Here is a 25,374-nt window from a genome sequence, read left to right on the forward strand (position 1 = left end):
TGATAACCGGCCGCGCATCATGCGCCCAGCGACAGGATAGCGGGTTTCTCTAAAAAAACAATCTTGCTTGCTTTTTTAAAGCAATGAAGGATAGCGCAGGACCACTGATCCCAGCCGATGAAGGAGCGATATGATGTCGGATGATTATGCAAATCGCAGCTATGGCGAAATTCCCGTCGGCTTCGGCAAGAAGCCAGGCATCGTCGTCGTCGATTTCCAACTCGGCTTCACCGACCCGCAATACCCGCTCGGCGGCGCGCCTCTGGTGATGCGGGCGCTCGAGAACACAGAACGGCTGCTCAAGGTGGCGCGGCGCTATAATGTGCCCGTCGCGGTCTGCAACACGGCCTATCTGAACGAGCGCGAGATGCCCTACTGGAAGATCACGGCGGTGCGCGAGACCTTCCGCCACGACCACCCCAGCGCCGCGCTCGATCCGCGGATCCATGATCCGGCCTATGACCTCACGGTGTGCAAGAAGGGCCCGTCGATCTTCTTCAACACCGGCGTCAGCGACTATTTCACCAAGGAGCGCGTCGACACGGTCATCGTCACCGGCTGCAACACCAGCGGCTGCATCCGCGCGACCTCGATCGACAGCTTCAGCTATCGCTATCGCACCATCGTGCCGGAGGATTGCGTCGGCGATATCGAGGAGCAGCCGCACAAGGACAATCTGCGCGATCTCGGCCGCCGCTATGTCGACGTATCGGATCTCGCAACCGTGCTGGCGCAGCTCGAGGACTGGCATCGGCAGAACGCCGATTAGAACATTTTCGAGCGAAGCGGACACGGCTCGCTCGAAAACGCTTTAAGGCGCCCTACCCGGCCTTCGACGTGACCGTCATGCCGTCGAAGGCGGGCACGATGTCCTGCGGCAGGCGCCGGGACAGCGCTGCATAGTCGAGATCGCTATGCAGATTGGTCAGGATCGTGCGGCGCGGCTTGAGTTCGGCGATGGTCGCCAGCGACTGCACCAGATTGAAATGGCTGGGATGCGGCGTCTCGCGCAGGCAATCGAGGATCAGGATGTCGAGGCCGGCCATCGCCGCCTTGGCCTGAGCCGGCAGGAAGCTGACATCCGGGAGATAGGCCAGATCGCCGAAACGGAAACCGAGCGATTCATAGCCTGGGCCGTGCTCTACGGCGAAAGGCAGCGCCTCTAGGGGCCCCCCTGCTCCCTCGATCGTCAAGGCCGTGCCGACCCGCATCGGCCGCAGATCCAGGATCGGCGGATAGGTGCTGCCGGCCGGCGTCTCGAAGATGTAGCCGAAGCGCAGGGCAAGCGTCGCGGAAGTGCGCTCGTCGGCGTAGACCGGCAACCTGCGGCGCATATGCATGACCAGCGCCCGCATGTCGTCGATGCCATGGGTGTGGTCGGCATGGTCATGCGTGATCAGCACCGCATCGAGATGCATCACGCCGGCGTCGATCAATTGCTCGCGCAGGTCGGGCGAGGTGTCGACGATCAGGCTGGTCGTTCCGTTCGGGCCCGCACTTTCGACCAGGATCGAGCAGCGCCGCCGCCGGTTCTTCGGCTCGGCGGGATCGCAGGCTCCCCAGCCGGAGCCGGGGCGCGGCACGCCGCCAGATGAGCCGCAGCCGAGTATGGTGACCGTCAGCGCCATGCGAAGCGATGTCTCATGGGCGTTGGGCCAAAGGTTGGGCCAAGGGTGCGGCGTGGTCCATCTTCCAATAGCAACGGCGCGCATTGGCCGTGGTCAGGGCCGCGATCTCGTCGAAACCGACGCCGATCGCTTCACCCAGAACCTTCACTGTTTCAACGACGTAGGATGGTTCGTTGCGCTTGCCTCTGAACGGAACGGGCGCAAGATAAGGCGCATCCGTCTCGACCAGGAGGCGGTCGCTCGGCACGAGGCGCGCGATCCGGCGCAGCTCCTCCGAGGTCTTGAAGGTCAGGATGCCGGAGAAGGACACGTAAAGCCCCATCTCGACCCCGGCCAGCGCCAGCGCCTCGCCGGCGGTGAAGCAATGCAGGATGGCAGGGAAGGCGCCCTTCCCCATCTCCTCGCGCAGGATCGCGATCATGTCGTCATCGGCCTGGCGGGCGTGGATGACGAGCGGCAGCTGCGTCATGCGCGCCGCGGCGATATGGGTGCGCAAGCCCTGAGCCTGCGCCTCGCGCGGGCTCTTGTCGTAATGATAGTCGAGCCCGGCCTCGCCGATGGCGACGCAACGCGGATGGCGCGACAGCGCAACCAATTGCTCCGCCGTGACGTCGAGTTCCTCATGCGCGCCATGGGGATGCGTGCCGACGCTGCACCAGACCGAGGGGAAGCGTTCGGCAATTGCCGCATAGGCTGGAAAGCGCGCCACGCGGGTCGAGATCGTGACCATGCGGCCGACGCCGGCGGCCTCGGCGCGCGCGACGAAGGCGTCGAGTTCCTCGGTGAAATCGGGAAAATCGAGATGGCAATGTGTATCGATCAGCATCAGACGCCCTCGCCGGCCTCCGGCTCGACATAGCGCGGGAAGATGCCGCTCGGGGCCGGAAGCGCGGTCCCGACAGCCAGGCGGCCAGACTTGCCCAATGCGGCGAAGCTGCGGGCGTCAGCCGCAACGCCCAGCAGATCGAGCAGCTTGGCGCAGGCCTCGGGCATTACCGGCTGCACCAGGATCGCGACCTGCCGCAGCACCTCGGCCGTGACATAGAGCACGGTGTCGCGGCGCGCGGGATCGCTCTTGGTCAATCGCCAGGGTTCGTTCGCGGCGAAATAGCGGTTCGCCTCGGCAACCAGAGCCCAGAGCTCGGCCAGCAGGCTGTGCAGGGCAAAATCCTGCATGGCGTCACGGGCCTTGGCGAGCGCGCCATCGGCAAGCGCGAGCATAGCGCCGTCGCCCTCGGTCAGCGCGCCGCATTCAGGCACCCTGCCCTCGCAGTTCTTGGCGATCATCGAGAGCGAGCGTTGCGCCAGATTGCCAAGATCATTGGCGAGATCGGCGTTGATGCGTCCGACGATCGCCTCATGGCTGTAATTGCCGTCCTGGCCGAAGGAGACCTCGCGCAGGAAGAAGTAGCGCAGCTGGTCGACGCCATAGGCGTCAGCCAGCGTGAACGGGTCGACGACATTGCCCAGCGACTTCGACATCTTCTCGCCCTTGGAGAGCAGGAAGCCATGGCCGAAGACGCGCTTGGGCACCGGAAGACCGGCGGACATCAGCATGGCGGGCCAGTAGACGGCGTGGAAGCGCACGATGTCCTTGCCGATGATGTGGACATCGGCCGGCCAGTAATGCCAGCGCGGATTGTTCTCGTCGGGGAAGCCGCAGCCGGTCAGGTAGTTGTTGAGGGCATCGACCCAGACATACATCACGTGGTTCGGCGCGCCTGGAACCGACAGCCCCCAGTCGAAGGTGGTGCGGCTGACCGAGAAATCCTCCAGCCCGCTCTTCACGAAGCTGACGACCTCGTTCTTGCGCGTCTCCGGCGAGATGAAGTTCGGGACCTCCTCATAGAGCTTCAGGAGACGGTCCTGATAGGCGCTGAGGCGAAAGAAATAGCTCTCCTCCTCGACCCATTCCACCGGGGTGCCTTGCCCGCCGAGCCGCGTTCCGTCGGGCTGCAGCGTGGTTTCCTTCTCGGCATAGAAGGCCTCGTCGCGAACCGAGTACCAGCCGGCATATTTGGCGAGGTAGATGTCGCCATTGGCTTCCAGGCGCCGCCAGAGCTCATGCGTCGAAGGCAGATGGTCTGCGTCCGTGGTGCGGATGAAGCGGTCGAAGGAACAGCCGAGGCGCTGCTCCATTTGCTTGAAGCGATCTGCGATCTGATCGACGTAAGCCTTTGGTGCAAGGTCATTTTGTGCCGCCGTGCGTTGCACCTTCTGGCCATGCTCGTCGGTGCCGGTCATGGCGAAGACGTCGTAGCCGTCGAGCCGCTTGAAGCGCGCGATCGCGTCCGACGCCACCATCTCATAGGCGTGGCCGATATGGGGCGGACCATTCGTGTAGTGAATGGCGGTCGTCAGATAGAATTTGGGCGCCGTGGCCATAGTCCGGTCCGAAGGGTTCGCTTCACGCTGCGCGCGAGCGGGCAACCGCATCCGACAGATCATGAAACATCGTCATCACGAGAGGGCGGCGATCGAGGTTATAGGTGTCCACCTCTCGGGCCGCGCGTCCCAGCTTTTCCCATACCTCCGCCAGCGGTGCAAGGCGCGCCGGGCTCGCAGCCGCATGGGCATGGAGATGGTCGCCGAGCCAGCTCTGGATGGTGTCGATCATCACCGCGAAATCGCCCTCGCCCGCCTTGCCGGCGACGTCCTCGGCGAGCGCCAGCAAAGCCGTAAGGTCGATGCCCGGAAGCGCATCGAGCCGGGCCCGCACGGCCTCGACCAGCGCCAGCGTCGTGGGGTCGACATAGGTGAGCGCGCGGCGCACCGAACCGTCGCTGAAGCTGGCCGCGCGCAACAGGGCCGATTCGTCGAAGGGATCGCCCATTCGCTCCAGCGCGATCCGACCAGCCTGCGCGATAGCCGCCTCGTCCAGAGCCTCGAAGGTCAGGAGCCGGCAGCGCGAGCGGATCGTCGGCAGCATACGGCCGGGCGCATGCGCCACGATCAGGAAGAGCGCGCGCGGCGGCGGCTCCTCCAGCAGCTTCAGCAAGGCATTGGCGGCGGAGCGGTCCATATCCTCGGCGGAATCGACGATGGCGACGCGCCAGCCACCTTCGGCCGCGCTCGAACCGAAGCGGTCGAGAACGCGACGCACGGAGTCGACCGGGATATTGCTGGTGTAGCCCTTGCCATCGGGCTTCTGCGTCCGGCGCAGCACATGCAGATCGGGATGCGACTGCGCCATGATGCGCCGGCTGGCGGGATCCTCTTCCGCCATGGCCAGCGAGGCGGCATCGGCCGCGCGCCGGGCCGGGTCGCCGGCCGCCAGCATGAAACGCGCGGCGCGATAGGCGAAGCTCGCCTTGCCGATGCCCTCCGGCCCGCCGAGCAGCCAGGCATGGTGCATCCGGCCCGAGCGCAACGCTTCGAGAAAATCCTGCTCCTGCCTGCCATGCCCGACGAGCGCCAGCGTCTCGCGCGGATGCGGGGCATTCGGCAGCCGGTCGGGTTCGTCGCTCGTCGCGCGCATCGGGCGTCCTGTGGCAATGGCAGGCGTTGGTGGAGCACAATCCCGCCCAGGACGGCAAGCGTTTCCGGCACTGTGGAAACGTCAGCCACCGCGATCGATGGGCCCAACACCTGGGATGGCAGCCTCGGGCCGACGAGGCCGGAACGACTGCTAAGGCGCCTCATCGGGCGGACGGACCATGAAGTCGAAATCGCAGCCTTCATCGGCCTGCAGCACCGTTTGCTGGAACAAGCGCGCATAGCCGCGCTTGGGCATCGCCGGCGCAGGCGAGGTCCTCAGCAGGGCTCTGCGGCGCTCGAATTCGCCGTCGTCGATCAGGAGATCGATGCGGCGGCCGGCCAGGTCGAGACGGATCATGTCGCCGCTCTCGACCAGGGCAAGCGGCCCGCCGACGGCCGATTCCGGCGTGATATGCAGCACGATCGTGCCGAAGGCCGTGCCGCTCATGCGGGCGTCGGAAATCCGCACCATATCCTTGACGCCCTGGCGGCCGAGCTTCTTCGGGATCGGCAGATAGCCGGCCTCGGGCATGCCGGGCGCGCCTTTCGGCCCGGTATTGCGCAACACGAGGACGTCGTCCGCCCCGACATCGAGCTCGGGATCGTCGATGCGGGCAGCCATGTCCTCGACCGAATCGAACACCACCGCCCGGCCGGTATGCTGGAGCAGCCGCGCCGACGCCGCCGCCTGCTTGATGATGGCGCCGCCCGGGGCGAGATTGCCATAGAGCACGGCCATCGAGCCTTCTGCCTTGATCGGGGCCGAGCGCGGCCGGATCACGTCCTGCCCCGGGACATCCTCGGCCCTGGCGACGATATCGCGCAATGTCCCGCCTGCGACCGTGCCGGCATCGAGGTCGATCAGCTCGCCGAGCTGGGCGAGCAGCTTGGGCACGCCGCCGGCATGGTGGAAATGCTCCATATAGTGGGCGCCCGAGGGCTTGAGATCGACCAGGACCGGCACCTTGCGCCCGATCTCGTCGAGCATGTCGAGGTCGTAGCGATGCGGCGTGCGGTTGGCGATCGCGGTCAGATGGATGATGCCGTTGGTCGAGCCGCCGATCGCCTGCATCACGACCGTTGCATTGCGGAAGGCCTGCGGCGTCAGCAATTCGCTGGGCCGCGGACCGCCATCGACCGCCATGCGGGCGGCCGCCGCGCCGCTGGCTTCCGCCAGGCGGATGCGCTCGGCATGGGGCGCGGGAATCGTCGCGCTCATCGGTAGGGACAGGCCAAGCGTCTCGGTGATGCAGGCCATGGTTGAAGCCGTGCCCATCACCATGCAGGTGCCGACGGAAGGCGCCAGACGGCTGTTCACGGTCTCGATCTCGGCCTCGTCGATCTCGCCGGCGCGATGGGCGCTCCACAGGCGCCGGCAGTCGGTGCAGGCGCCCAGCACCTCGCCCTTGTGGTGGCCGACCACCATAGGCCCGACCGGGACCACGACGGTGGGCAGGTCGACGCTCGCGGCCGCCATGATCTGCGCCGGCAATGTCTTGTCGCAGCCGCCGATCACGACGATCGCGTCCATCGGCTGGGCACGGATCATCTCCTCGGTGTCCATCGCCATCAGATTGCGCAGGAACATCGAGGTCGGATGGGCGAAGCTCTCATGGATCGAGATGGTCGGGAACACCATCGGCATCGCGCCCGACAGCATGACGCCGCGCTTCACCGCCTCGATCAGGGCCGGCGCATTGCCATGGCAGGGATTGTAGTCGCTGTAGGTGTTGGTGATGCCGACGATCGGACGATCCAGCGCATCGTCGGAATAGCCCATCGCCTTGATGAAGGCCTTGCGCAGGAACAGCGCAAACCCCTCGTCGCCATAGCTCGTCAGTCCCTTGCGCAGGCCTTTGGCCATTATCGTTCCTCCCAGGGCCGAGACCGGCCAAGCCATGATGCAGCATAGACCGACCGCGTTCGATTCCTCGATGAGCAGGAAGCCGGGCGGGGTGTCGTCAGGATCATGGGCAAGCGAGCGAGCGGAGATGGACGGCCCGGCACCGGCCGCCTGCCCGAGCGACACGGCTCGCTCGCCGCACGCCCCGCAGCGTCAGGCAAGGCTTCGGCAGCCTCTTCCAAAACGTTTCGGATGACATTATCGTGCCGCGCAGGCTGAGGTCGGGATCCGTCGCTCCCAGCCCAAGACTCTTGGCCAGTGAACAGAGGCGATCGATGAGTTCATTGCGCGAATTGGCGCAGATGCTGGGTTTGTCGATCACGACCGTGTCTCGGGCGCTCGACGGCTATGGCGACGTCGCTGTCGCCACGCGCGAGCGCGTCCTCGCCGCCGCCGAGACGACCGGCTACCGGCCCAATTCCGCGGCCAGGCGGCTGCGGCGCGGACTGACCGAGATCGTCACCATGGTGCTCCCGGCCGAGCCCGGCCATTTCAACGAACCGCTCTATATCGAGTTGCTGAGATCGACCGGCGAGCGGCTCGCCCAGCAGGGCTACGATCTGACGCTGATCGCCGCCCTGCCCGGCCCCGACGAACTCAAGACCTATCGCCGCCTCATCGAAGGCCGCCGCACCGACGCGATCATCGTCGTCCGCACCCGGCGCGAGGATGCGCGCCTGCGCTATCTCACCGATATCGGCTTCCCCTTCGTCGCGATGGGGCGCAGCGATTTCGCCGAGCCCTATGCCTATGTCGACGGTGACGGCGAAGCCGCCTTCCATGACGCTGCATTGCGCTTGACCGGTCTCGGCCATCGCAGGATCGGCCATCTCGCCGCGCCGTCGGCCTTCACCTTCGCGCATCTGCGCCGCAGCGGTTTCGCCCGCGCCATGCGCGACACAGGGCTTCCCGGCGAGATCATCGAGGACAGCGCGACCGAGGCCGGCGGCTATCGCGCCGCGGGCGTCATGCTGGCGCAGGCGCAGCCGCCGAGCGCCCTGCTCTGCGCCACCGACAGCATGGCGCTGGGCGCAATGCGCGCCGTGCGCGAGCGGGGTCTCGTGGCCGGGCGCGACATCGCGATCATCGGCCACGACAACATCCCGGCAGCCGCGTTCTCCGACCCGGCGCTCGCGACCATGGAATTGCCGATCGCCGCGACGGGCCGCCGCCTCGCCGAAATGGCGCTGGCGCGCATCGGCGGCGCCGATCCGCGCGACATGACCGAGATCAACCCGGTCGAATTCATCCCACGCGCCTCCCTCGGGGAGGCGCGCGGCTGACCCATCACGGAAGGCGCGGGCCTCTCGCAGCCGCCGCTTCCGACGCCAATCAAAGCAAGCGAGCCAGGGAGGAAGCCATGAAGACACTCAACCAGCTGGCGCTCGCCGCCATGACGGCAGGAGCCATCCTCGCCGCACCGGCCGTGAAGGCGCAGGATCTCGTTTTTCTCTCGACGCAATTGCGCCCGATCGACGAGGCGCAGAAGGTGCGCGAGGTGCTGCTCAAGGGCGCGCCGAAAACCACCTATGTGGTTGAAGAGCCGCCGCAATTCGCCGTGCGCATGAAGGCGGAGCAGGCCGCCGGCAAGCGCACGATCAGCCTGATGGGCGCCTTGCATGGCGAATTGCAGCCGCTGGCGCCGACCGCATCGCTGGACGCCATCGACGATGTCGCGGCCAGGCTCGGCGCGAGCGGCATACCCGCCGGTTTGATGGAACTCGGCAAGCTCGGGACCTCCACGCAGCAATACATCCCCTGGATGCAGGCAACCTATGTCCTCGTCGTCAGGAAGGAGGCTTTGCCCTTCCTGCCGGCGGGCGCCGACGTCAACGCCTTGACCTATGAGCAGCTCGCAGCCTGGGGCAAGGCGATCCAGGACAAGACCGGGCAGCGCCGCATCGGCTTTCCGGCCGGCCCCAAAGGCCTGTTCGCGCGCTTCCTGCAGGGCAATCTCGTGCCCTCCTATACCGGCTCGATGGTGACCGAGTTCCGCTCGGCTGCTGCCGAAAAGGGCTGGACCGAGTTCAAGGCGCTCTGGGCGACGGTCAACCCCAACGCCAACAACTATAATTTCATGCAGGAACCGCTGATGGCCGGCGAGGTCTGGATCGCCTGGGACCATATCGCCCGGGTCAAGGATGCGCTGACCGCCGAGCCCGACAAATACCTCGTCGTGCCGCCGCCCGCCGGCAGCCAGGGCCGCGCCTATATGCCGGTCGTCGCCGGCCTTGCCATCGCCAAGGATGCGCCGAACCGGGCCCAGGCTGCGGCCGTGATCGAGCATCTGCTCAAGCCGGCGACGCAGATCGCCACCGCCATGGAGGTCGGTTTCTTCCCGGTCATCAACGCGCCGCTTCCGGCCGATCTGCCTGCCGGCGTCAAGCTGCTGGCTGACGGCATCGCCAAGACGCAAGGCGCGAAGGATGCGATCGTCGCCCTGCTGCCGGTCGGGCTCGGCGACAAGGGCGGCGAGTTCAACAAGGTCTATTTCGACACCTTCCAGCGCATCGTGCTGCGCGGCGAACCGGTCCGCGCGGTGCTCGATTCCCAGGCCGAGACCTTGCGCGCGCTGATGACCCAGACCGCGGCGCCGTGCTGGGCTCCGGACAAGCCGAGCCAGGGCGCCTGCCCGGTGACGTGAGGGGTTCTGGCACGACCTGTCGTCCCGGGCGACCCACCGGGTCCGGCTTTCAGCCGGCCCGATGGCAGGCTCCGGGAAGCCCGGGGCGACGTCGCGGTTTACGTCACAAGCAGAAAGTCCCTCCATGCCCCAGCCGCGCTGGCTGCCCTATCTGCTGATCGCGCCCTCGGTCGCCTTTCTCGCGGCCTTCTTCCTGGTGCCGCTCGGCCAGACCATCCTGCTCTCCTTCGATGGCGGGCAAGGGCTCTCGCTCGCCAACTACGCCCGCATGGCCGGCGATCTCAATTTCCCGACGGCGCTGCGCAACACCTTCGCGCTCGTCATCGTGGTGATCCCGCTGCAAGTGGCGCTGGCGCTGGTCATGGGCCTGATGCTGCAGAAGATGACGCGCGGGCGCGAACTCGTGCTCTGGATCTGGACGATCCCGCTTGGCGTCTCCGATCTCGCGGCTGGCCTCGTCTGGCTCGCGATCCTGCAGGATTCCGGCTATCTCAATACGCTGCTGTTCCAATTCGGCCTGATCGGCGGGCCGACCGCCTATCTCAACAGCGAGACCCCCGTCGCGCTGTTCGTCGCCGTCGTGCTGGCGGAGGTCTGGCGCGCGACCGCCATCGTCCTGATCATCCTCGTCGCCGGCATCCAGCTCATTCCCAAGGAGTTCGGCGAGGCGGCCGACATCGTCGGCGCGAGCCCCTGGACCAAATTCCGCAGGATCACGCTGCCCTTGCTGAAGCCCAGCCTGCAATCGGCGCTGATCCTGCGCACCGTGCTGGCCTTCGAGGTCTTCGCGGTCGTCTATGCGCTCGGCGGGCGCAATTTCCCGATCATCGTCGGCGAAGCCTATACCTGGCAGAACGAGAACCAGAATTACGGCGTCGCCGCAGCCTATGCCGTGCTGGTGATGGCGATCTCGCTGACGGCGACAGTGATCTATCTCAAGGCGCTGCGCGTCGATCCGGAAGCGCAGGCATGAGCGCGCCCCGCAAATTGCTTTACGTCACCGGCGTCCTGGCGCTCTGCGCCTGGGTGCTGGTGCCGATCTACCTGATCGGGCTCGGCGCGATGGGCGGGCGGATGGCCGTGTTCAAATGGCCGAAATCGCTCGCCCCCACGGAGGCTTCCTTCACCGCGCTCGCGGCCTTCCTGAAGATCGAGGGTGTCTGGAACGCGGCGCTGAATTCGCTCATCGCCGCCTCGCTCACCATGCTGTTCTCGATCCTGCTCGGGGCTCCGGCCGGCTATGCGCTGGCGCGCTTCAGCTTCCGCGGCCAGAGCGCCTTCCGCCTGCTGGTGCTGCTGACGCGGGCTTTCCCGCTCGCGATCCTGGCGCTGCCGCTGACCGTCATCTTCATCAAGGTGGGGCTCTACGACACGCCGCTGGGCGTCTCGCTGATCCATACCGCGCTGGCGCTGCCTTTCGCTGCGCTCGTGACCTCCTCGCTCTTCATGGGCATCCCGCGCGAATATGAGGAGGCGGCCTGGGTTTTCGGCTGCACGCGCTGGCAGGCCTTCCGCAAGGTGGTGCTGCCGCTCGCCCTGCCGGGCATCGCGGCGGCTGCGATCTTCGCCTTCGTGATCTCCTGGAACGAGGTCTTCGCCGCCTCGGTGCTGACCGTGCGCGAGCGCACGCTGACGGCCTATCTGCTCGCGGTCCTGTCCGAATCGCCGCTGCATTACCGCTTCGCCGGCGGCTTCATCCTCATCGTCCCTTCCGTGCTCTTCATCTTCGCGGTCAGGAAATACCTGTTCGCGATGTGGGGCGTCTCGAGCAAATAGGAGGCGCCCATGGCCGGCATCCTGATCGACAAGGTCGCCAAGCGGTTCGGCAACGCTGTTGCCCTGCAGGAGATCTCGCTGACCGTCGCGGATGGCGAATTCGTCGCCCTGCTCGGTCCTTCCGGCTGCGGCAAGACCACCCTGCTGCGCATCATCGCGGGGCTCGAGGCGCAGAGCTCCGGCAAGGTCGTGATCGGCGAGCGCGACGTCTCGGCGCTCAAGCCATCCGAACGCGGGCTTGCCATGGTCTTCCAGAACTATGCCGTCTTTCCGCATATGACGGTGTTCGAGAACGTCGCCTTCGGCCTGCGCATGAAGGGGGCCGATCAGGCCCGCGTCGAGGCGCAGGTGCGCAAGGCCGCCGCCCTGCTGCATATCGAGGCGTATCTCGAACGCTACCCCGCCAAACTCTCGGGCGGGCAACGTCAGCGCGTCGCCGTGGCGCGCGCGCTCGCCGTCGAGCCCGCTGTCCTGCTGATGGACGAGCCGCTCTCCAATCTCGACGCCCTGCTCAGGCTCGAGATGCGCGCCGAACTGCGCAGCGTGCTGCGCGAGGCCGGCACGACCACGATCTATGTCACCCACGACCAGACCGAGGCCATGGGGCTCGCCGACCGCATCGCGGTGATGCATGGCGGCCATATCGTCCAGATCGATACGCCGACCACGATCTACTCGAAGCCGGCGACCCGTTTCGTCGGCGGCTTCGTCGGTTCGCCGCCGATGAACTTCGTCTCCACCTCGGCCAGCGCCGGCAGCGCCAAGCTCGGCGGCATCACGCTGGCTGCTCCCGTCGATGGGCCGATCATCCTCGGCTTCCGCGGCGAGGACGCCAGATTGACCGACGCCGCCAGCGGCGTGCCGTTCAGGCTCAAGGTCGCGGAGCCGATGGGCTCGCATCTGCTGCTCACCGGGCATGTCGGCGACGACCTCGCCCGCATCGTCGCCCCATCGGGCACGCGGATCGACGCCGGCGCGACGCTCGGCCTGGCGCTCGACCCCACCCGCATCGTCTGGATCGACCCGCAAACCGGTCGCACCCTTCCTGGAGCCTGAGCCTGTGCTGTCGACAACCCCTCCGACCGATCTCGATGACGCGGCGCGCGCCGTGCTGCGCCGCAATGACCGTGGCGGCTTCACCGTGCCCAATGGCCGGGTCTATCCCTTTCAGTGGAACTGGGATTCCGCCTTCGTCGCGCTCGGCTTCGCGACCTTCGACCTCGACCGCGCCTGGCGCGAGCTGGAGACCTTGTTCGAAGGCCAGTGGCAGGACGGCATGGTGCCGCATATCGTCTTCCGCGCCCCGGCCGAGGGCTATTATCCCGGCCCCGAGGCCTGGGGCATCCAGCGCCAGCCGCTGACCTCCGGCATCTCCCAGCCGCCCGTGGCGGCGACCGCCGCGCGCGTGCTGCACGATCTCTCCGCCGGCGATGCGGCGCGGATCAGGAGCCTGTTCCCGAAACTCTTCGCCTCGCATCGCTGGTGGCACGAGATCCGCGACCCCGACGGTACGGGGCTCGTCACAATGGTTCACCCCTGGGAATCCGGCCGGGACAATTCGCCGGATTGGGACGAGCCGCTGCGCCATGTCGTCCCGAGCGTCGATGTCGCGCATCTGCGCAAGGATCTCGGCCATGTCGACGCCACGCAACGCCCGACCCATGATTTCTACAACCGCGTCATGACGCTGGTCGAGGAGGCCAAGGCGCTGGCCTGGGACGGTGTGTCGGTCGCCCGCACCCTCTCCTTTCGGGTCTGCGATCTCGGCATCCAGTCGATCCTGCTGCGCGCCGATCGCGATCTGCTCAAGCTCGCGGAGGAACTCGGCTTCACCGCTGAAGCCTCGGCCCTGCGCGACTGGATCGCGCGCAGTGAGACGGCGATGCAGCGCCTGAAAGGCACGGATGGGCTCTACCGCTCGCTCGACCTGCGCAGCGGCCAGCTGAGCGAGGCCGTCACCTGCGCCGCCTTCCTGCCGCTCTATGCCCGGACCGCCAGCCAGAAGGACGCACAGGCCCTCAAGGAATACCTTGCAGCGACGCGGGCCGTGGCCGGCTTCTCCATCGCCAGCACCGACCCGCGCGACCCGCGTTTCGATGCCACGCGCTACTGGCGCGGGCCGGTCTGGCTGATGATGAACCGGGTGATCGCCGACGGCCTGTCCGGCTACGGCCTGACCGAGGAGGCCGATACGCTTCGAGCGGACAGCGGCGAACTCGTCCGGCGCAATGGCTTCTGGGAGTATTTCGACCCGCGCGACGGCGCCGGATGCGGCGGTCCGGATTTTTCCTGGACCGCGGCGATGTGGCTGTCCTGGTGCGGATCGCCAAGCGCCAGACAGGCACTGACGGCGCTTTGATTCGGACTATGAAGGAAGCTGGCCAAACGGTATTTTGTACTGACGGCCTTCAGCGCTGACCGATGGCGTTATTCTCCCCCGTCATTCCGGGGCAGGCCGAAGGCCTGAGCCCGGAACCCAGAACCGATGCGCGTCCTCGTGAAGCGAACCGGCTGCCGCGCCTTCTCAAGCAGCGGCATCGTTTCTGGGTTCCGGGCTCGATCCTTCGGATCGCCCCGGAATGACGGCGCAACCTCAGCCATAAGTCGGGGTCAAAGGCCGTTGGTATTAATCAGGCAATTCTCTCGGCTAGCATCCCGCTGACGTAGCTCAGAGCCTCCTGCTCCACGATCGCGGGCGGCCGATCGGCATCGATGACCTTGTACGGGGCAGGCAGTGTCGCGGCCTGGTCCAGGAATGATTGGCGAACGCGGCGATGGAAGGCCAGGTCGAGCGCCTCGAACCGGCCTTCGTCGACTTGCGACTGCTGCAATCGCGTCCGGCTGCGCTCCAGGGCGACCTTGGGGTCGAGATCGAGCACGAGCGTCAGCTCGGGCCAGAGATCCTCGATGGTCAGGCGATGAAGATCGAGGATCAGCGCCTCTGAGAGCCCCCGCCCCGCGCCTTGATAGGCGATCGTCGAGCCGACGAAGCGGTCGCAGATCACGACCTTGCCGGCCTGGAGCGCCGGCAGGATGACCTGGTCGATATGCTGCCGCCGGCTGGCATTCATCAGCAGCAATTCGGCGGTGGGTGTCCAGTCATAGGCGTTGCTGGCCAGCAGGATCTTGCGCAGGGCTGCGCCGGCCTCGGTGCCGCCCGGCTCATGGGTGGCCAGCACCGCGTGCCCGGCCTCCCGCAAGGCGGCGGACAAGGACCGCGCCAGCCCCGACTTGCCGCTGCCGTCGACGCCTTCAAGCGCGATCATGAAACCGCGCGACTGCTTGTGCCGGGACTGCTTGTGCATTGCCATCAAAACCAGTTTGCCGCGGTGCCACACGGATGCCGAAGACTGCATACGAGATTCGAGGGCGCTCGATAACGCAAGCTTGCAGCCGTGATGAGATAGGCCGGCTTCGCTTGCGCGCCGTTCAGCTCCGCTTCAAGGCCTTGCGCACCCAGCCGGTGGCGACCTCCATCAGCGCATCGAGCGCGCGGCGCTGCAAGGTGCCGGCTTCGACGGTCTCAGAGGCGTAGAGCGGGATTTCGAGCGTCTTGACGTCGCCGCGCGTGACGAGCAGGCGCCCGACCTCCGTTCCCTCCTGAACCGGCGCGACCAGCGGGCCGCGATAGACGATCCGCGCATTGAGGCGCTCGCCCGCGCCACGCGGCAGGAGCAGGCTGACCGGCCCTTTCGCCTTCAGTGCGACACGCCCCTTCGCGCCGCCGAAGACGCTGGCCTCGCCGACGATCTCGCCCTCCCCGAAGATCCTGCGTGCCTCGAAGGCGCGAAAGCCCCATTCCAGCAGCTTGCGCGCTTCCTGCGCCCGGTCGCGCGCGGTCTTCAGGCCGTTGACCACCACGATCAGGCGTTGGCCGTTCTGGACCGCCGAGCCGACGAGGCCGTAGCCCGCCTCGTCGATATTGCCGGTCTTCAGGCCGTCCGCGCCGATCTCCATCGCCAGCAAGGGGTTGCGGTTCTGCTGCTTGATCTTGTTCCAGGTGAATTCGCGCTGGCCGAAGATCTTGTAGAGCTCGGGATAGGTCTTGATGATGTGGTCGGAGAGCCTGGCCAGTTCGCGGGCCGTGACCTTCTGCTCCGGGTCGCCCATGCCGGTGGCATTGCGGAAGACCGATTTCGTCAAGCCAAGCGCACGCACGCGCTCCGTCATTACCCGGGCGAAGGTGGCCTCGTCGCCGGCGATGGCCTCGGCCAGGGCGATCGCGGCGTCATTGCCGGACTGGACGATGAGCCCCTGCAGAATGTCCGACAGCTTCACCCGGCTGTTCAGGATCGCAAACATCGTCGAACCGCCGGAGACGCCGCCGCCCTTGCGCCAGGCGTTCTCGGAAATGCCGATCTCGCTGTCGAGGCTGAGGCGCCCCTGCGCGATCTCCTGGAAGGCGACGAGCGCCGTCGCGATCTTGGCGAGGCTGGCCGGGACCATCAGCTCGTCGGCGGCCTTCTCGTAGAGCACCGTGCCGCTGGCTGAGTCGAGCAGGACGGCGTAAGGCGCCTGCGACTGGAAATTCTGAGCCCGCAGGCCCGTTCCAGCCAGCGACAGGACCAGGCCCAAAAACGCAACGACGCCCAGCCGCAAGGCGGCAGAGCGTCGATCAGATCCGTCGCTGCTGGTAACAGGCGCGCTCATGCTTCGATCTGAAGCAGAGCCGGGCTCGGGCGGTCAAGCCCGAACAGCGTCAATTGCGCGATAGCGGCTGCAATGTCTGGGGCGAGAGATCGCGCACCAGCGGATGCGCGTTCGAGAAGCGCTGGGTCGGACCGCGCTCGGGCGCGGCGAACAGGCTTGCGACATTGGTGCGCACGGGCGGCAGCGGCGTCATGGCCCGCGGCTGCATGACGACCGGCTTGCCGGCATTGGCGATGGTGTCAAGGTCGAAGGGACGGTTGGGCGGCAGCGGCGCGCCACGGACCGGAACCCCGACGCTGGTGGAACTTGCGCTGGCCGAGCTCGTGGAAGCAGTCGAGACCATGCTGGCAGCGACCGGGGCGCTCGGCGCGATGGTGCGGACCGGCTCGGCGGCATAGGCCTGCGCGACCGGCTGCGAGACGGCGGGCCGCGCTGGCTCGACCGGCGCCTCGTCGAGATTGGCGCTGGCGTAGCGACCGGTCGCGGTGGGGGCAGCGCTTGCGACCATGGTCGGGGCGCTGGTGCCCGGGATCGCGGCCGGCTGTCCGTCCGTGCGCAACGTCGCCAGAAGCAGCTTGTCGTCGGAGCCGGCAAGCGAAGCCTGGCCGAGATATTCGAGCTTGATGCGGGCTGTGCCGAGATGGCGGAAGGCCAGCGCCTCGGCGGTCTTCTGCGAGACGTCCATCAGGCGGTTGCCGTGATAGGGACCGCGATCATTGACGCGCACGATGATCGAGCGGTTGTTCAGAATGTTGGTGACGCGGGCATAGGCCGGCAGCGGCATGGTCGGATGCGCGGCGCTGATGCCGTTGCGGTCATAGACCTCGCCATTGGCGGTGCGGCGGCCATGGAAGGCCTCGCCATACCAGGAGGCGGTGCCGACCGCCGTGTAGCCGAGCGGCTTCTCATAAGGCGTATAGCGCTTGCCGGCGACCGAATAGGTCTTGCCGATCAGTTGGCGTCCGCCACCCTTGGGCACCTCCTCGCCTTCCGCGACGACGCGCGGGCTGGCAGGGCCGTATTTGGACTGGGGGAACGCGCCGATTTCCTTGGAGCGGCCACGATGGGCGACCTGATTGCCCGCGCAATTGGCGACGAAAAGCCCGGCAAGCGCGACGCAACCAATGCGCATGACGCGCGTTGTCAGGGTGTAACTGCTGAGGCCGCCTGGCTCGGACGCGTCGGAGGGCGATTCCGGGACCGATGAGCATGCGCCTCGAGTCATTCCGTCGTTCCGCTTCCTGCGCCGAAAAACTCAAAAAGACCGGCCAGCCGCATCAGCGGCGAAACCGAAGTTTTCGGACAATCCAATTAAGACATCGTTAAGCGGAGGATCGCGGATCGCGACACCGTTAACGACATTCCGTGTGCCCTTGGGCGGGCACAAAGGTGTCGGAAATGCGGCACCTGTCAACCTGGGACGGGGATAAGGCGCGATTTTGGGCGCGCGTGGCAGCCCTGCAACGCGATCGCCAAGGCGGGGCATGCGGGCTTCCGCCCCGATCTCAGCCAGCGATCAAGACTGAGGCATACGAGACGGATCATCCTGCTATTGCGAATGTTTTTCGGTTTTCGCCGGAATTTTCCGGCACGCCAGGAAAGGCGGATATGGCGTGCGTTTCGCTAGGGCGATAAGCGGACTTGCCAAAACGCCATGCGCCCGGCAATGACAAGCGCGTCGGAAGGGTGGCCGAGTGGTTTAAGGCAGCGGTCTTGAAAACCGCCGTGGGTGCAAGCCCACCGTGGGTTCGAATCCCACCCCTTCCGCCAGTCCCGCCGTTTGCCCTCTATGGCCCGATATTCCCGCCGACAGCCGCACACCACCGTGCGGGATAGGGAACCGCCGATTCCACGCTATAGCCCGACACTTCGCCGTCAACTGATGTCTGAATCTGACCGAAACCATCCCTCAAGCGTCCGGAAGATCATCGGGCGCAGCGCTCGATGCCGTTCTGACAGGCTTTGGCGACTGGCGCTGATCTCGCAAATGAACTGCGGTCTGGTCGATGCTCGGATAGACGGTCGTGGCGTTGATGTTGATCCGGTCGAGTTGGCTGAGAATGTGCGCCTTGTTCTTGATCGTCACCCGGCTAATCTCGATGCCGTCCTGTCCCGCATCTGGCAGCGCAGCCTCATGCCCGAACAGCAGGAAGGCGCCGGACTGTGATTTGATGCGCGTGTTCGTGCGCTTCGCCTTCACGCAGATGATCGTCCCCAGGTCGTCGGGAACGATCCGCCCCTCGAAAAAGCCCTTCTCCGACTTAATGTGGTGAAGCAGCTTGCCGGCGACATCCGTTGCGTTGAAGGCGTCCTGGTCGAGGTTGAGGTCTATGTCGTTCTTCTGCGCATAGGTCAGGTTGGAAAGGTTGGATAGGCAACTGACGGTGTCGGAATCATAGTATTTCACGCCATCGGACGCGACCTGGAAAACGATGACCTCGCCGTCGATTTCGAGTTGATCCGTCTTGCACGAGCGGGCGAAGAACAGCGCAACCAACGGATTACCGGAGATGTCGAGCAGCCGCGTCGGCAGGCCATAATGTTGCATCCGCACGAGACGGTCGAAGCAATAGTCATCGCCGTGGAACTCGTCGTGATGGGCGATCAGCAACTCCTTGCAGAGGCGGTCCTCACTGGGCATGAACTGCCAGTCACCATTGTCCCATTTACGCAGCAGGGACGGGGTCAGTTCATAACGTGCATCACTGTGCCCCCGAAAGAAGGTCTCGGTCCCAAGCTTCGCCGGCGAGCTATAAAGAAGCTCAAGAAACTGCTCCACGCTGTCGGCGGCGCCGAGAATCTTTTTGTCGCGCGGCGGCGGTTGGACTTCCACACCATCGTAGGCAGGCGCGCCCTCTGCCGCGATAAATTGGGCAAAATCTGGCTTCTCTTCAGCCAGTCGGTTGAGGATCTCATGAGCATCGCCTTCACGGACGGCCCAATGGGTTCGGTAGAGTTGAAACTTATCTGCGCCAAACACTGTGCGCGCGGCATCAATGCCCTCGAATTCCACCTCGCCGAAGTCAATTATGGTCTCGAACGCGGCGGAGACCTCTTTGCGTCCGAGATTGACGTTGGAAATTCGACCGTACTTGATCAGCATGGAGACCGCGTCTCCATGTGTTTTGATTTCACTGCATAGGAAGGTCGGCAGCTTTTCCAAGAAGGCAATAGCCGTGCTGTCCAGGCTTTCAAGCCTCTTTTCGGTGTCAGGCGGCGTATATTCAAACATGCGCCCCCGTCCCATGGTGAATATATCGATGTTTCCCTCGATATATTCCCAGTTTCCGAAGGATATGTAGTTGAAATTTTCCGCCATACGCCTATTCCGTTCACCGGCCGCTTCGCTCAACCGAGCAACACCTCGATTTCCTTAGTATCAACTAATGTCGTGATTTCCGAATAGAGATCGACCTGCTGGCCGGGTGCGGAAATCGAAATGACCAGGGCGTAACGCGCCTTGTCGGCCACGCGCTTCTGCCCAACATGCGACTTCCACCAGCCGCCGACGGGGTAAACGGCAATAGCATCGTGCCCGGCGAGGTCGATCGCTCGTCCGCGCCAGAGATCGCAATGGAGGGAGCCCGCTTGGATCGCCTTCGGACCGAGCAGCCAGCAGCTCGTTTCACCATCGGCTTCCGTGCCGTCCTTCGCTTGGCTCGCGGAAATTCGGCTGCGGAATCGGGCGCTCGTCTCGGCGCGCTTCTTCATATCAAAGCGCAGACCAAAGGAACGATAGGTGTCCGGGCGGGTGGCGGCTTTTCCGGTTAGGTTGGGCTCGATGAAATAGGACAATGTCACCTTCATCGTGACGATCTCGTTCTCGAGCTGCTCCAGCGCCGTCTTGGGCCAAGGCAAATCATAGAAATGCATCTCATTGAATACGCCGGTTCGGCCGTCCGCGCCTATCGCAAAAGGCTGAAGCTCTGCCTGCGCAACAAGCGTAGCATCGTTGCGCGCTGAGAGGACCGCGCGGCCGATGTCCGGCACGCCATATCCAAACTCGCGAAGCATTGCCTGCTTCTTCGCCTTGGTGGCGGCCTTGCCCGTTTTCCAGTGAGCGCCTGTGCCGATGAACTTCTTTCGGATCGGCTCGGGCCAGCGCGCTGAGTCGACGATGAGGGCGCGATGCGTTTCCGGCCAGAGGTCGGGCCGAGCCGCCTGCAGCCGACCGACGAAATTACCCGCCATGCCCGCGGCGGCGCTGGTCGCCCAGAACGGGACCAAAGGCTCGCCCACCACATCTGACCCCGCTGATAGAAGGGACACGGACGCGTCCCAGCCGCAGAAGCCCGTGGCGTCAGACATCATATTGCCCGCCTCGAACAACACCTCCGGCTTGATCGGAGTCAGGTCGTCGGGAAGCGACTGAGAGCCACGGCTGAACGGGCTGCGATGATTGGCGGGGACCGCCGCCTGCAACACGGGAGGCGGCGCCGGCGGCTGCTCCTTGCGCGTGAAGCCGCCGATGGTGAGCGCGTTCCAGCTTTGCGACGGATCTTCCAACGGTTGAGAGGGCAGAACGTCCACAGCCATTCCGCCGGAGACGTTTCCGGTGGCGACGACCATCAGGCGCTTGGGACGTTCGGATGCCGCAACTTTGTCATCAACCTCGCCAGGCATCGCACCGGCGATGATCTGATCCAGCGCACCGCTCCAAGTCGATGGTCGGCTGGGCGGGAAGTCTGTCGCGGAGGTCGCGATGCAGAAACTGCGCAGTGCGTCCGGCCGCTCGATCTCGACCGCACTGACCGCGCCTTGCGTAACGACCCCATAGCTGGGCGGCTTGCTCGGCGGGAATCCGTGCGGTGGCAAAAGTTTCATGGATTCCGCGCCGTGTGTCAGCGTGACCGGACGCGAGTCGTTCATCAAGGGTTCGAAATCGCCGTAAAGGACTAGGCCCGCCAGCGGCGTGCCGTGGCCGCCATTCGGCTGATGATCGTCGGCGCCCCAGGCAGCATCATACGCCCACGCGCCACGCAGGCCGGGAGCGATCAGGGGATGGGCGGCGGCGACGCCCGTATCGAGCGTGCAAACCACCGGGGCATCGTTCGCGGGCGCCGAGACCCTCTGCGACAGTTCGGCAACCCAATCGTGCTGACCCAGCCCGGTCTCTCCACGATCGAGAAACGGTTCAATCGTCCCTGTCGCGCGCCTGATTTCGGTGATCGCGCCCGGAACGCGCGTCGCGAAGAGCGCAACCGTTGCGGCAGTGCCGTGCAGAAACAGGACGGTCGTGTCGGGGAAGATCAGGCGGTCGTCATGAACATCGATATTCACATTGCGCGCTGCGTTGACGAGGCGATCTGCCAAGGCGACAGGCTGGCGAACCCACAGCTCCCACCAAACGATGTCCGGCGCGGCCAGGTCCACCGCGCCCGTGAACAATGATCCGGTGTCGATTGCCCGGACCTCCTCAACGACTTCAAAGCGCTCGACATCAGGCCGTCGTTGATTACCCGGATCGCGGCCATATTCGCTGATACGGCCTTGCAGGAAGGCGCGCGCGTCATCCGGCACAAACAGCAATGCGCTCTCCGTGCGGTCGTCGTTCCGTTCAGAACGGAGCACCACCACGTCCTGCGTAGGAAACTCAAGCGCTGTTGGAACCTTGACCGCCTTGGTCCGGGAGTCCTCGGCTGGCGGCAGTGTCGTTATCTCGACGATCGTGCCGGATTTCAGGCCCTGAACGGCGAGACGCGGATCGTCGGCCGGCAGTGGAACATCGCCGAGCGCAGTGGCGAGTTGATCCAGCAGATGTGCGGCGTGCGCAGCATAGTCGCCGCGAAGCGGTTTGCGTTCCTGATTGCGTGATGGGAAAGTGTAAGCTGCCGTCTCACGGAAAACGTCGATCGGTATGTGCTGACGGTCTGTCGCGTCGAAATTATCTGGCTCCGCCATAAGTCCTTGCTCGTTTGTTCGAGTTCCAGTCTATCCGTTGGCGGAGCCTGCCTAACGGCTGGATTGACGACGGAACTTACCTTTTAATGTTTGTCGGTTCTCCAAAGCGCGTTGTAGCGCTTCAGGCGAGGCCTTCGACGCCCCTTCAAGGATGGCGTCCTTCACGACGGCATCTGCGGCACGAACCAATTCGCCCTGGCTGAGCCCCTCCAGCGCCGTTTCGAGCGCAGGCCACGCCTTTGCGGCGAATTTGAACTTGCCAAGGCGGCGCTCGACGATGGCGCGGGCGGCCGCGACGTCCGGCAGGGTGTATTCGATCACCTCATCGAAGCGCCGCGCCAGCGCTTCATCCAGGATCTCGACGTGGTTCGTCGCCGCCAGCACGAGGCTGTCGGTCGAGTTTGGCTCTTCCATAAATGCCAGGACCGAGTTCAACACCCGGCGGATCTCGCCGACATCGTTCGGATCGCCCCGGCGAGCGCCGATCGCGTCGAACTCGTCGAGCAAATAGACACCGCGTGTTTGCGCGATCTGATCGAACAGCAGTCGCATCTTCCCGGCTGTCTCGCCGAAAAAACGGCTGAACAAGGCTTCAAGACGCACAGTGAAGAGTGGTAGACGCAATTCCCCGGCGAGCGCCGAGGCGGTCATGGTCTTACCTGTGCCGGGCAGACCGACGAGCAGCATGTGCGTCGCTGGCGTCTGGCCGTGCTCGCGCAGGGTTGCGCGTTCCTGTTGCTGGCGAACGATCCGCCCAAGCCGTGCGGCGATGTCGTCCGACAGCACCATGCTCGACAGCGTGACCTTGGGATAGGCACTCTCGACGAGACCCTGCAATTCGCCCCGTGGCCGAGCAAGCGGAATCGGCGTCTGCCCGCCAGCGGGCTTTCCGACATGGCGCTGGTCTCTAGCCTTCTGGACGAGGCGCTTCAGCTTTTCGGCATCATCAGCCCGACCTTGACGGGCCTCCTGTGCGGCGATCTGCAAGGCGATCGACAGAAGCTGGTCTTCATCTCCGTCGATATGCGAATTGAGGAGCGCGAGAATTTGTTTGGTAGACATGCTCGCCTCCTTTCTTCGATTCGGCCTCGCTATACTATTATATGCTTTAGATGCCACGGGCGATCATCGGCTCGGGATGACGGTATCTCAGAAGGCACTCAAAAGCCACCGTTTCCTGTGGCTCTCCGGCGCTCAAGATCGTCAGGGACATAACTGGGTTTGTCCGACGCACGCCTACGTCAGACGTGTGACGACCGGCACCGACCATACCGATTGCCCGATATAGCCGCCGATACCTACGCGATTGCCGCCGAAGCCCACCGATAGCCGCACGCTTTGGCAAATCTCTATCAATTTCAGAGAGCTATGACGATTTCGTAGGGCTCATCTTCGTCGGGCGCTGCCCGCCATCACACACCAGAGCATACCGCTCCAACCTTGTGCCCGGCCGCCCTCTCCTACTCCGGCTCAGGCACCTTCAAGATCACCGTCTCGTCGGGGCCGATCGCTCGGCCATCTTGTGTGCGGATGTCGAGCCGGACTGGCAGGCCCGTATCACGCTCGACCAGGGATGAGCGTTGCTCATCCGCCTCGAACAGATGACGCTCGCCCCATTGCCGGAGCGCCACCATCACCGGGAACAGGTCCCGGCCCATCTCGGTCAGGCGATATTCCTGGCGCACGGCGCCGGTCCCGGCAGGAACGAGCTCCAGGATGCCGCGCGAGACCAGCGTCCGCAGGCGGTCCGAGAGGATGTTCTTGGCGATGCCGAGGCTCTTCTGAAACTCGCCGAAGCGCGTCAGCCCATCGAAGGCGTCGCGCACGATCAGGAGCGACCACCAGTCCCCGATCACATCGAGCGAGCGGGCACTGGGGCAGAAATCCGCTTTCAGGCTTCTCCGCCCAACCATCGATGTCGCTCCAGGCTCACCCGAACAGGTCTCGCGCCGGGTTGCATCATAAAACCGAAAAAGCTATGCGTCGATTGGTTTCATAATAAAACCTATTACCGCTGGAGCTTACGATGCATGGACTGCACAAGGCGGCGCCCGCCGGCGCCGTCAACGATGGCGCGCGCCTTCAGGAGAGCGCCGATGGGCAGGCTCCAGATGGGCACATGGTCGCCGACGCCTCATCACAGCCGTCCCGGCTGACGCGCCCGATCACCTTGCTGTTTGCGGTCGCAAGCGGGCTCGCCGTCGCCAACGCCTATTTCGCCCATCCCCTGCTCGATGTGATGGCGCAGGAACTCGGGCTGTCCCGGACGATCGCGGGCCTGATCGTCGGTGCGACCCAACTCGGTTATGGGCTGGGTCTGATCCTGCTGGTGCCGCTGGGCGATCTCGTCGATCGGCGCAGCCTCATCGTCGGTCAGTCGCTGCTGTCGGCTCTCGCGCTCGTTTCGGTCGGCTTCTCCTCGACAGCTGGGATGCTCCTGGGGTCGCTGGCCGCGCTTGGCTTGCTGGCTGTCGTCACGCAAACCCTTGTCGCCTATGCCGCGAGCCTGGCGCAGCCGGCCGAGCGCGGCCAGGTCGTCGGGATCGTCACGAGCGGCATCGTCCTCGGCATCCTGCTGGCCCGAACCGCCGCCGGGCTCCTGACCGATCTGTCGGGATGGCGCACGGTCTATCTCGTCTCCGCGGCCTTGACGCTGGTGATCGCCGGCCTGCTCCATAAAGCCCTGCCCCGGCAGGAGCACTTGCCCAGGACGATCTCCTATCCGCGCCTGATCGGCTCGCTCGTCACCCTCTTCGTCGATGAGCCGGTGCTGCGCATCCGCGCCGTGATCGCGATGCTGATCTTCGCCAACATCACGACGCTGCTCACGCCGCTGGTCTTGCCGCTGAGCGCGCCGCCCTTCTCGCTGTCTCACACCGAAGTCGGCCTCTTCGGCCTCGCCGGTGCCGCAGGGGCGCTTGGCGCCGCCAGGGCCGGGCGCTGGGCGGATCAGGGGCTGGGCCAGCGCATCACCGGCCTGGCGCTCGGCCTCATGCTCTTGGCCTGGCTGCCGATCTCATGGCTGGGACACTCGATCCTGTGGCTGATCCTCGGCGTCGTCATCATCGATTTCGGGCTGCAGGCGACCCATGTGACCAACCAGGGCATGATCTACCGCGTCAGGCCGGAGGCGCAGAGCCGGCTGACGGCCGCCTATATGGTGTTCTACTCCATCGGCAGCGCGCTCGGCTCATCCGTCTCCACCATCGTCTATGCGCATGCAGGCTGGAACGGCGTCTGCCTGCTCGGCGCAGGCATCAGCGCGCTGACGATCGCCTTCTGGTTCGCGACCTTGCGGGCCACGCCTGCAATGGCCACAGGGCGCGCGATCGCGGCCGAGTGATCGAGCCGGAGCGGCCCGGCTGAACCGCGCCGCGATCTAAAGCTGCTTGCTA

At 65.2% G+C, this 25,374-nt stretch carries 20 protein-coding genes and 1 tRNA gene; 9 read left to right on the forward strand and 12 right to left on the reverse strand.

What is annotated here, in order from left to right; genetic code table 11:
• The first annotated feature begins 133 nt into the window (after positions 1 to 133).
• Positions 134 to 769, forward strand: coding sequence for an isochorismatase family protein (locus CYD53_RS03880; RefSeq protein WP_103717097.1), 636 nt, complete (start codon positions 134 to 136; stop codon positions 767 to 769).
• Positions 770 to 821: 52 nt separating this feature from the next.
• Here the strand turns inward: CYD53_RS03880 and CYD53_RS03885 are convergent, their stop codons facing one another.
• From CYD53_RS03885 to CYD53_RS03905, 5 genes are all read right to left on the reverse strand, one after another.
• The gene (locus CYD53_RS03885; protein WP_103716824.1) at positions 822 to 1,628 is read right to left on the reverse strand and encodes an MBL fold metallo-hydrolase; all 807 of its coding nucleotides are present in this window, start codon (positions 1,626 to 1,628) and stop codon (positions 822 to 824) included.
• 13 nt (positions 1,629 to 1,641) lie between these two features.
• Complete coding sequence (locus CYD53_RS03890; RefSeq protein ID WP_103716825.1) at positions 1,642 to 2,454, reverse strand: TatD family hydrolase; 813 nt, start codon at positions 2,452 to 2,454, stop codon at positions 1,642 to 1,644.
• The gene (gene metG, locus CYD53_RS03895; RefSeq protein ID WP_103716826.1) at positions 2,454 to 4,013 is read right to left on the reverse strand and encodes a methionine--tRNA ligase; all 1,560 of its coding nucleotides are present in this window, start codon (positions 4,011 to 4,013) and stop codon (positions 2,454 to 2,456) included. The genes CYD53_RS03890 and metG overlap by 1 nt, the downstream gene beginning before the upstream one ends.
• 22 nt (positions 4,014 to 4,035) lie before the next feature.
• Complete coding sequence (locus tag CYD53_RS03900) at positions 4,036 to 5,106, reverse strand: DNA polymerase III subunit delta' (protein WP_103716827.1); 1,071 nt, start codon at positions 5,104 to 5,106, stop codon at positions 4,036 to 4,038.
• Between the two features lie 150 nt (positions 5,107 to 5,256).
• The gene (locus CYD53_RS03905; protein WP_181011703.1) at positions 5,257 to 6,969 is read right to left on the reverse strand and encodes an IlvD/Edd family dehydratase; all 1,713 of its coding nucleotides are present in this window, start codon (positions 6,967 to 6,969) and stop codon (positions 5,257 to 5,259) included.
• A gap of 314 nt (positions 6,970 to 7,283) precedes the next feature.
• Here CYD53_RS03905 and CYD53_RS03910 point away from each other — a divergent pair, with 314 nt between their 5' ends.
• The 6 genes from CYD53_RS03910 to CYD53_RS03935 all read left to right on the forward strand — a co-directional run bounded on the left by CYD53_RS03910 (position 7,284) and on the right by CYD53_RS03935 (position 13,787).
• A complete protein-coding gene (locus CYD53_RS03910) occupies positions 7,284 to 8,291 on the forward strand; it encodes a LacI family DNA-binding transcriptional regulator (protein WP_103716828.1) in 1,008 nt (335 codons plus the stop codon).
• Between the two features lie 77 nt (positions 8,292 to 8,368).
• Positions 8,369 to 9,652 carry an ABC transporter substrate-binding protein gene (locus tag CYD53_RS03915; RefSeq protein ID WP_103716829.1) on the forward strand — a complete coding sequence of 428 codons (1,284 nt, stop codon included), beginning with the start codon at positions 8,369 to 8,371 and terminating at the stop codon, positions 9,650 to 9,652.
• A 124-nt stretch (positions 9,653 to 9,776) separates the two neighbouring features.
• Positions 9,777 to 10,625: a carbohydrate ABC transporter permease gene (locus tag CYD53_RS03920; protein WP_103716830.1), complete on the forward strand. Its 849-nt coding sequence runs from the start codon at positions 9,777 to 9,779 to the stop codon at positions 10,623 to 10,625.
• Positions 10,622 to 11,428 carry a carbohydrate ABC transporter permease gene (locus CYD53_RS03925; protein ID WP_103716831.1) on the forward strand — a complete coding sequence of 269 codons (807 nt, stop codon included), beginning with the start codon at positions 10,622 to 10,624 and terminating at the stop codon, positions 11,426 to 11,428. The genes CYD53_RS03920 and CYD53_RS03925 overlap by 4 nt, the downstream gene beginning before the upstream one ends.
• Before the next feature lie 9 nt (positions 11,429 to 11,437).
• Positions 11,438 to 12,484, forward strand: coding sequence for an ABC transporter ATP-binding protein (locus CYD53_RS03930; protein ID WP_103716832.1), 1,047 nt, complete (start codon positions 11,438 to 11,440; stop codon positions 12,482 to 12,484).
• 4 nt (positions 12,485 to 12,488) lie between these two features.
• Positions 12,489 to 13,787, forward strand: a complete 1,299-nt coding sequence (locus CYD53_RS03935) for an MGH1-like glycoside hydrolase domain-containing protein (protein ID WP_103716833.1) — start codon at positions 12,489 to 12,491, stop codon at positions 13,785 to 13,787.
• A 271-nt stretch (positions 13,788 to 14,058) separates the two neighbouring features.
• Here CYD53_RS03935 and tmk read toward each other — a convergent pair whose 3' ends face one another.
• The 3 genes from tmk to CYD53_RS03950 all read right to left on the reverse strand — a co-directional run bounded on the left by tmk (position 14,059) and on the right by CYD53_RS03950 (position 17,210).
• A complete protein-coding gene (tmk, locus tag CYD53_RS03940) occupies positions 14,059 to 14,733 on the reverse strand; it encodes a dTMP kinase (protein ID WP_103717099.1) in 675 nt (224 codons plus the stop codon).
• A 124-nt stretch (positions 14,734 to 14,857) separates the two neighbouring features.
• Positions 14,858 to 16,078, reverse strand: a complete 1,221-nt coding sequence (locus tag CYD53_RS03945) for a D-alanyl-D-alanine carboxypeptidase family protein (protein WP_103716834.1) — start codon at positions 16,076 to 16,078, stop codon at positions 14,858 to 14,860.
• Between the two features lie 49 nt (positions 16,079 to 16,127).
• Positions 16,128 to 17,210, reverse strand: coding sequence for a septal ring lytic transglycosylase RlpA family protein (locus CYD53_RS03950; RefSeq protein ID WP_103716835.1), 1,083 nt, complete (start codon positions 17,208 to 17,210; stop codon positions 16,128 to 16,130).
• Between the two features lie 548 nt (positions 17,211 to 17,758).
• Here CYD53_RS03950 and CYD53_RS03955 point away from each other — a divergent pair.
• Positions 17,759 to 17,848 (forward strand) — tRNA-Ser (locus tag CYD53_RS03955).
• A 139-nt stretch (positions 17,849 to 17,987) separates the two neighbouring features.
• On the opposite strand, the gene CYD53_RS03960 is transcribed toward CYD53_RS03955, so the two are convergent.
• The 4 genes from CYD53_RS03960 to CYD53_RS03975 all read right to left on the reverse strand — a co-directional run bounded on the left by CYD53_RS03960 (position 17,988) and on the right by CYD53_RS03975 (position 23,892).
• Positions 17,988 to 19,397 carry an FRG domain-containing protein gene (locus tag CYD53_RS03960; RefSeq protein WP_245928075.1) on the reverse strand — a complete coding sequence of 470 codons (1,410 nt, stop codon included), beginning with the start codon at positions 19,395 to 19,397 and terminating at the stop codon, positions 17,988 to 17,990.
• Positions 19,398 to 19,426: 29 nt separating this feature from the next.
• Complete coding sequence (locus CYD53_RS03965; protein WP_103716836.1) at positions 19,427 to 21,979, reverse strand: S8 family peptidase; 2,553 nt, start codon at positions 21,977 to 21,979, stop codon at positions 19,427 to 19,429.
• 51 nt (positions 21,980 to 22,030) lie between these two features.
• On the reverse strand, positions 22,031 to 23,041 hold the full coding sequence (locus tag CYD53_RS03970) for an AAA family ATPase (RefSeq protein ID WP_103716837.1): 1,011 nt from the start codon (positions 23,039 to 23,041) through the stop codon (positions 22,031 to 22,033).
• Positions 23,042 to 23,439: 398 nt separating this feature from the next.
• Positions 23,440 to 23,892 carry a winged helix-turn-helix transcriptional regulator gene (locus tag CYD53_RS03975; protein ID WP_103716838.1) on the reverse strand — a complete coding sequence of 151 codons (453 nt, stop codon included), beginning with the start codon at positions 23,890 to 23,892 and terminating at the stop codon, positions 23,440 to 23,442.
• A 206-nt stretch (positions 23,893 to 24,098) separates the two neighbouring features.
• Between CYD53_RS03975 and CYD53_RS03980 the strand changes: the two genes are divergently transcribed.
• Entirely contained in the window at positions 24,099 to 25,322 is a 1,224-nt protein-coding gene (locus tag CYD53_RS03980; protein ID WP_103717101.1) for an MFS transporter, read from the forward strand.
• Positions 25,323 to 25,374 lie beyond the last annotated feature (52 nt).

It is taken from the genome of Allobosea psychrotolerans (assembly GCF_002917105.1).
In the GTDB taxonomy this organism is placed as follows: domain Bacteria; phylum Pseudomonadota; class Alphaproteobacteria; order Rhizobiales; family Beijerinckiaceae; genus Allobosea; species Allobosea psychrotolerans.